Genomic DNA, 2,880 nt, shown 5'->3' with positions numbered 1-2,880 from the left:
GACGGTACAAGCAAGAACTTCATTCAAGAGGACTTGATGAAAGCTGTGGACTTCCTCGGCTCTCCTCTGGAAGCACTTCTGGCTGGTGCTGAGTTGCCTGCACTTACAACTGAGGCAGCACCTGAAGCTCCTGCAAAAGCTTCCAAGAAACGTTCGGCTGTACCTGAAGCATGAGTGTACTCAGTCGATTCGGTGTAACCGCTGAGACGCTTGATAAGTTTCAAGACCCTGCTGCTGGCTCAGGGCGGGTCTTGTTACTGGATGGTGATGGTACATGCTACCAAGCAACAGCGACAGCTAAGAAGCTCGACACGGCCATGCGCCGCTTTGAGCAACAAGTGCTTGAGTACATGTTCCTCGCTAAGTGCGAATCAGCGCGTGTGCACTTAACTCCTAGAGGCTGTGCAAAGAACGGACGGCATTTACTAAATGGTGTGAAGCCTTATCAAGGAAACCGTAAGGGTAAAGATAAACCGCCGTTGTTGGAATTGTTACGGTCAAGTGCATCAGAAGTGTTTCAGCATCACCCTGATATTCAAGTGTTCTCGCACTATCGTTGGGAAGCTGATGATGCTTTAATGATGGACTGTTATAGTATTCATAATGGGGTACTTGTATCGGAAGACAAAGATTTGCTTATTGCTCCTACTGAATCATATGATATTCAGACTGGTCAATTTCTCACTTTACCTAAGGGTGAGCGTTATGGGTATCTAGAACGTAAGTACACACCAGCGGGTTCACCTCGTGTTAAGGGTAAAGGTACGAAGTTCTGGTTTGCGCAGACGCTTATGGGTGATACAGCAGATAACATTAAGGGTATTCTGAAGTACGATAACAAGCTCTGTGGAGCGATTGCAGCATATAACATTCTGGATGATATTCAATCTGAGGATGATGCAGCTAATGTTGTGCTTGATGGCTACCGTAAGATTAACCAGAATATTCTGCCTGAAGCTGAGGCATTATGGTTGTTACGTTGGGAGGGTGATTCCGCGTACAACTTCCTGAAAGAACTTAACCTATCCCCTGCGAACTTAGACTTCCTTGAGGATTGTTACAACCAAGATTGGAAACGAGATGAATACCACGAACCTGAAGAATAAAATTCTTGGATTTTACGCCCGTCTGATGCACGAGTACGACAAGTTCAAACTGAGTGTCCTGTTGTTCTTTAAGGGTCTCTTCGTTTGATGCGGAAGATTTCCCGCTCACAGCTACGAGCATTCGCTATAGCACACACGAAGTCAAAACAAGACGGGAAGTGCGCTATATGTCAGAAGCCAATTGATTTCACCGTGATGGGACGAACGTCCGATTATGTGGTTGACCACAATCATGACACAGGTGAGATACGTGGTGTTCTACATCGTAGCTGTAATGCAGCGGAGGGTAAGGTAGCTAATGCTGCTGGTCGTTGGGGTGCAAAGAGTACTAAGTACGAAGATATTCTGGTGTTCTTACGCCAGTTAGTACAGTACTTGGAGCAAGATGGCGTGGGGGTTATATACCCAGACCATAAGACCCCTGAAGAGAAAGCAGCCGCAGCAAGATTAAAACGTAACAAAGCTAACGCTGCTAAACGAGCACGTGAGCGAGCCACTCTAAGGAAAGATAATGTTAAATAAACTGCAATATGGTGCTTCTCTGAACTTTGGGGTGATTGCATGATACATAGTATTAAAGAGTGGTTCAAGGCTGTGATGCGTGGTGCAAAACGAGCACAGGCGAACGCTCGGGACTGTCATGATGGATGGTTGGGTACTTTTGGCTGGCATGCGTACTTACAGATCGCAGCAATTGGAGTAAGTTCGAGGGCGGTGTACCTGTGTTTAATGAACACGGTAAAATTGCTAAGGGTGTACAGTACACTCCTCCTGAACTCTCCGACTACATTTAGGAGTTATATGGAACTTAATGAGTTCGCAGTACAAACGCTGCGTGACCGTTATATGATTCCAACCGATGTAACCCCTGAGGATGTGTTCTACCGTAGCGTGGATACACATTGTTCAGGGGAGCATCTGGAACGTATGCGGATGTACATTGATAAGCAATGGTTTGTACCGAGTACCCCAGCATTAGCGAATGGCGGTACTTCTCGTGGTTCAGAGATTGCTTGTTTCTTACCGAACATTGATGATTCTCGTGAATCATTGAATGAGCATTTTGTTGAAGTGAATTGGTTGTCAAGTAATGGCGGCGGCGTAGGCGGTAACTGGTCAGGTATTCGTAGCAACGGTGCTAAGACCTCTAAGGGTTCAAGCTCCAATGGCGCTATCCCATTTATGGGTATCCTCGACCGTGCTGTCTTAGCGTTTGCACAAGGCGGTACACGCCGTGCATCATACGCTGCGTACATGGCGGCATCACACCCTGAGGTACAAGAGTTCATTGATATGCGCCGTCCTACTGGCGGTGATTTGAATCGTAAGAACTTGAACCTGCATCATGGTGTAAGCTTATCGGATGAGTTCATGCGAGCGGTTAAAGAGAACCAACCGTGGAAGCTAATTGACCCGCACAATCAAGAAGTACGTAAGGTTGTACAGGCTCGACACATCTGGGAGCAAATCTTAGAGACGCGTGCCTTTCAAGGTGAGCCGTACATGTTCTTCTCGGACAATGCAAACCGTCAACGTCCAGCTATTCTGGAAGAGCTCGGTGTGCAGGTTGAGCAGAGTAATCTGTGTACTGAAATCCTGAGTGCTACTCGTATGCCTGATGGTTCAGTAAGTACAGGTGTGTGCTGCTTAGGTTCTTTGAACGTAAGTAAGTACAATGAGTTCCGTGACATCTTGAACCAAGTGGTTCGTGATTGCTTGTGGTACTTATGGCTTGTACTGGATAACTTCATTAACACCCCTATGCGTGGTGCAG

At 46.7% G+C, this 2,880-nt stretch carries 3 protein-coding genes and 1 pseudogene; all 4 read left to right on the top strand.

Translation table 11 applies throughout. The features are described 5' to 3' along the window. The first annotated feature begins 170 nt into the window (after nucleotides 1-170). Complete coding sequence (locus ABWK52_RS27915; protein WP_353772301.1) at nucleotides 171-1,106, top strand: hypothetical protein; 936 nt, start codon at nucleotides 171-173, stop codon at nucleotides 1,104-1,106. 87 nt (nucleotides 1,107-1,193) lie between these two features. Beyond that, nucleotides 1,194-1,475 (top strand): annotated as a pseudogene (locus ABWK52_RS27910) (endonuclease domain-containing protein); the annotation flags it as partial. 21 nt (nucleotides 1,476-1,496) lie between these two features. Further along, on the top strand, nucleotides 1,497-1,628 hold the full coding sequence (locus tag ABWK52_RS27905) for a hypothetical protein (protein WP_335708504.1): 132 nt from the start codon (nucleotides 1,497-1,499) through the stop codon (nucleotides 1,626-1,628). A gap of 279 nt (nucleotides 1,629-1,907) precedes the next feature. Further along, nucleotides 1,908-2,880: ribonucleotide reductase N-terminal alpha domain-containing protein (locus ABWK52_RS27900; protein WP_353772300.1), on the top strand; the 973-nt coding region annotated here is incomplete at its 3' end.

The organism is Bacillus sp. AP50, assembly GCF_040492675.1.
Lineage (GTDB): Bacteria > Bacillota > Bacilli > Bacillales > Bacillaceae_G > Bacillus_A > Bacillus_A cereus.
The sequence above is the reverse complement of the archived record's forward strand: the minus strand, read 5'-3'. Positions and strand labels throughout refer to the sequence as shown.